The following is a 4,225-nucleotide window of genomic DNA, read 5'->3' as shown; positions in this document are numbered from 1 at the left end:
CGTCTTTCACCAAAGCTGACAATGGCGAGCAGGTACTAATTCGCAGGAAAAACGAGATTTACGCTTTGGTAAAAGTTGGTCGTGAAGATTTGATGATAACCCCGGAGCTGCAAGCAAGGATTGACAAGGCAAGGGAAGAAATCAAATCCGGAAAGTGTGTTACCCTCAAAAGCAGTGAGGATATTGACGCTTATTTCGATAGTCTATGATGTACACAATTAGGGTTTCCGACGGGGTGGATAAGGTGATTGCCAAATGGAAGAAATCAAACCCCAATTTGTTCAAGAAGTATAAGAAAATCTACAAAGAATTGTTAGAGCACCCTAAGACTGGGCTTGGGCATCCCGAAGCGTTAAGGGGCGGTGGGGATATTACATGGTCTCGACACATTACCGCCCATGACCGGATAATCTATGACATTTACGAGGAAGTGGTAGAGGTCTACATCTTGGAGGTAGAGGGGCATTACAACGATAAATGATAAAACTGTTATGGTCGAATATTGTGTTTACTGGTTAGAGAACGGCGAGCCTATGCACGAGGTGTTCTCTTCTCTTGCCGCCGCCGAGATGTACTCATGTGCGATAAGAGGGAAAGAAAACATTGAATGGGTGGAGGTGTCCGAAGAAGAAACCATTGATTTGGACGAACTGGAAGACATGTTCCCGGATGACTTCTGCGGCGTGTAATCCCCTTGGGTAGAAATGGGGTAGAATTTGTTAGGCTGTGGGGGATTTTCTAACACGCCGGGGCTTTTTGCTGGGCGGTTGGCGTGGATGTATTCCCATGCGGCATGTGTATATATAGCAAGAAGTGTCCTTGTCGGACAATTCTTGCTTTTCTCGCTTTGCTCAAAAAGATTTTAAGATTACCTTTGTGGCATGGAACTAAGACGGAACGAAAAGATTACATTCCGGTGTACCGAACTTGAAAAGGACGCACTTGCGGAGCAGGCAGCCCGGTGCAGTCTAAGCGTATCGGAATACTGCCGGAGTTTGTCCCTTGGGGGGCGCCCAAGGGAGAGGTACACCGAGGAGGAACGGCAGCTTCTCCGGGACATAGCCCAGTTGAAAGGAACGCTCCAACGGCTGAACAACTACTTCGGTGGTCGCCAGTACCGGGAAGTGTTCGAGGAGAACCGGGCACTAATTACAGAGCTCAAAAAAATACTCTCACGATGATAGGGAAAGGGAAAAGCATATCACATGGTGTGGCGGCATTGGAGTACGACCTCGCCAAAGAGATAAACGGGCAGGCAGTAGCCACCGAGATAGCCCGGCATGAACTTTATGGGTGTACTGGTGCGGAAATGGTGCAGGAAATGAAACCGTATCACATTGATTTTCCGAACGTAAAAAACAACTGCCTACGTTTCGAGGTCAGCCCCTCGATAGAGGAAAGCGCCACCTTTACGGATGCGGACTGGGCGGAACTTGGTAACGACTTCATGCAGCGCATGGGGTTGGCGAACCACCAGTACATCATCATCCGGCACAGCGGTACGGAGAGCAAGAAAGAGCAAGCCCACCTGCACATACTGGCAAACCGGGTTTCCCTTTCCGGGGAACTGTACCGGGACAACTGGATAGGGAAAAAGGCAACGGAAGCCGCCAATGCCATAGCCAAGGAACGGAACTTTGTACAGTCGCAGGACATTGGCAAAGTCAACAAAGCGGAAATCAAGGAAGCCATGGACGGCGTATTGAAGAAGATGCAGGGCTTTGACTTTACCAAATTCAAGGAAGAACTTGGTAAGAGAGGTTTTAAAGTCCGGGAAGCCAGGGCAAGCACCGGGAAACTTAACGGCTACTATGTCACAGCCCGAAGCGGTACGGAGTATAAGGCAAGCGAGATAGGGAAAGGCTACACTCTCGCCCATATCGAGCGGACACAAAGCAAACTGAAGTGCAACTCAATGAACATATCTCATGGAAACAAACTCACACCCGGAAGCGGCAGCTTCCAACGTTAAGCAGGGACAGTACAGCCCCCGGAAAAGAAAAGATACAACGCCAAGGGTAAACCCGCAGCTTGCGGTAGAACTGGTGTATCAAGAACTAAAGCGTGTTGAAGTCTATACGAAGCGCATAGAGGACGCAACAGCCCGAAAGGTACAAATAGACGGGAAAAGCCTTGAAAGTGCCGAAAATCGCCTAAAAAACGTGTTGGCGGACTTTGAACGGCAGGGGTACAGAATGAAAAACGGCGGTTATGTGGACAAACGAATTTCGTTCTACTCAATCCTTTGTGCTGTTATCTCCCTATTGTTCGCTTGTTTCATGTGCTATCTTTGGACGGATGCAGCCAAAGACCGGGACAACTACAAGCAGTATTATGAATACTACCAAGAGCAGGCAAGGGAACAAAAGGGGAATAAATAAACATCTAACTTTACGAATTATGGGAACAACGGAACACGAAGAACCCCGGTTCTTCTTCATACTGAACAAGGGTGCGAAGTCCGGCGGCGAAATCACCCATGCCGTCCTAAACGGTAGTATCGTTTCGAAGCCGGCAGGCTGGGACGCCTTTCATGGGCTTGCACTGGCGAGAGAGAAACTAAGCAGCGAGGAAATACAACAGCAGATGAAAGAACTTGGTGTAGAAATGGAAATCGTTCCTCTGATTTGACAAGATTACCCGGAGTGTTTCAGCCGGGTAATCTTGTTACTTATCCTTGATTTTCCCTTTAAGGGCGTTTATAATCCACCCTTTCGGATTGTTCTTTTCTCGTGATTTTCCGTTTAGGAGAGCCAGTTCTCCGATAAGGTCGGTTATCTTTTCTTGTGCCGTTATGAATGTCTCTTTGTTCCGGTTTATCTCTTCCGATGTGAAGCCGCAGGAATAACGGAGGTACTCGTACACATGGCTGTCTATCTGATATCGTGCTGTAACCTTTGCTTGCAATTCTTTCCCTTCCAGTTCTTCATCTCTGAACTGTGGTTGATAGACCGGGTAGAACCTAAACCCGGTCACCTTGCTACGTTTGTTGTTTGGGTTTTCACGCACTTTCACGTAGTTGAAAGTGTATGGGCAGCTCTCATCAAGCGCAGCCTTTGCTGGTTTCAAAACTCTTTCCTCAAAATGATCTATTCTGTCTTTTCCGTTCTTGTCCTTGTATTTGTCCGCAGGTATGCCAAGACGGTCTTTCAAGTTTTCAAGGGATATATCCAAAGGGTACACCTGCCCACTCATTAACATGTAAAACCTAAGGGAATACCCAGTAGGTAGCGCAAGAGCCTTGTTTAACTCAAATTCTCTGTACCCCTTGGCGAACTTGGTAAACACATCCCAAAGGTCGTTAGACACACGAAAGGTTATAATGCCAGTGCGTTTTTTATATTTTGGGTTAGATATAAATCCGCACTTCCACCATTCCTCGTCATCTTCGTAAGTAAAAAAACGTCCTGCCAAAGAATCGAGTGCGGCTATGATTTCATTGTAATCACGTCCGGAAAAAATAACGTCAGATACATGCATTTGTGCATCAACATCCCAAAGTCCATGCTCAAACTTGCGTTTCGTGCCTGCATAATCTTTCAGTTTTACTCCCTTTAGTTCAGCTTGGCACGCTTCCAGTATGCGAAGAACTATTCTTTGTTCGTGTATGGACATGTCTTGCTGTTTTGACCATGTATATACCCATGAAACAACAACATCTTTATTCTTGGTAATAGGTAGTTTCTTTTTCATAAACGATTGATTTGCTGCAAATATACACAATCCCCACATTAAAACAAAAAAAGAGGGGTAAAACTCCCAAAGTGTGGGGACTAATTTACTTTTAAACTCCCAAAGTGTGGGGACTAAACTCCCAAAGTGTGGGGAAACACATGTTCTAATCCCTTTATTTATGGGCGTTTGCGAAGAAGTGATAGAGCATATTACAGACGATGCTTATAACAGACAAGGGGAATTTATAGAGCTAAGTGGTTGATTTACTGTCGGAAAAAGAAAAACGATAGGGAAAAAGAGCAAAGCAAAACCAACCAACGGGCGGTAGGATTGGAAACGGGTTTTTATGGCGTGTACACGTTTGTGTACAAAATGTTTGTATTTTATTGAAATATAGCTATCTTTGTGCTGAATTTAAAAGCAAACAGATATGGAAGCATTATCAGTAAGAGAATACCGTAACAACCTCGCAGCGTCTTTCACCAAAGCTGACAATGGCGAGCAGGTACTAATTCGCAGGAAAAACGAGATTTACGCTTTGGTAAAAGTT

The 4,225-nt window shown here is 45.7% G+C and carries 8 protein-coding genes; 7 read left to right on the top strand and 1 reads right to left on the bottom strand.

Features of this window, described 5'->3' with window-relative positions:
* From I2I04_RS22945 to I2I04_RS22920, 7 genes are all read left to right on the top strand, one after another.
* Positions 1-209, top strand: a 209-nt coding sequence (locus I2I04_RS22945; RefSeq protein WP_151937010.1) for a hypothetical protein, incomplete at its 5' end; no start/stop codon positions are given.
* A complete protein-coding gene (locus I2I04_RS22940) occupies positions 206-481 on the top strand; it encodes a type II toxin-antitoxin system YoeB family toxin (protein ID WP_004327436.1) in 276 nt (91 codons plus the stop codon). The genes I2I04_RS22945 and I2I04_RS22940, both read left to right, overlap by 4 nt.
* Before the next feature lie 10 nt (positions 482-491).
* On the top strand, positions 492-689 hold the full coding sequence (locus tag I2I04_RS22935; protein WP_004295503.1) for a hypothetical protein: 198 nt from the start codon (positions 492-494) through the stop codon (positions 687-689).
* A gap of 192 nt (positions 690-881) precedes the next feature.
* Complete coding sequence (mbpA, locus tag I2I04_RS23590) at positions 882-1,181, top strand: mobilization protein MbpA (protein ID WP_004327437.1); 300 nt, start codon at positions 882-884, stop codon at positions 1,179-1,181.
* On the top strand, positions 1,178-1,972 hold the full coding sequence (gene mbpB / locus I2I04_RS22930; protein ID WP_007560590.1) for a mobilization protein MbpB: 795 nt from the start codon (positions 1,178-1,180) through the stop codon (positions 1,970-1,972). The genes mbpA and mbpB overlap by 4 nt, the downstream gene beginning before the upstream one ends.
* Positions 1,929-2,381, top strand: a complete 453-nt coding sequence (gene mbpC / locus I2I04_RS22925; RefSeq protein ID WP_004295511.1) for a mobilization protein MbpC — start codon at positions 1,929-1,931, stop codon at positions 2,379-2,381. Before mbpB ends, mbpC begins: the two co-directional genes overlap by 44 nt.
* 19 nt (positions 2,382-2,400) lie before the next feature.
* Entirely contained in the window at positions 2,401-2,631 is a 231-nt protein-coding gene (locus I2I04_RS22920) for a hypothetical protein (protein WP_004295510.1), read from the top strand.
* 36 nt (positions 2,632-2,667) lie between these two features.
* On the opposite strand, the gene I2I04_RS22915 is transcribed toward I2I04_RS22920, so the two are convergent.
* Positions 2,668-3,693 (bottom strand): replication initiation protein, encoded by a 1,026-nt coding sequence (locus tag I2I04_RS22915; protein ID WP_004295509.1) that lies wholly within the window; start codon positions 3,691-3,693, stop codon positions 2,668-2,670.
* Between the last annotated feature and the right edge of the window lie 532 nt (positions 3,694-4,225).

This window comes from Bacteroides sp. 1001136B_160425_E2 (genome assembly GCF_015559655.1).
Taxonomy (GTDB): Bacteria; Bacteroidota; Bacteroidia; order Bacteroidales; family Bacteroidaceae; genus Bacteroides; species Bacteroides luhongzhouii.
Note: the sequence above shows the minus strand (reverse complement) of the source record. Positions and strands in the feature narration are given on the sequence as shown.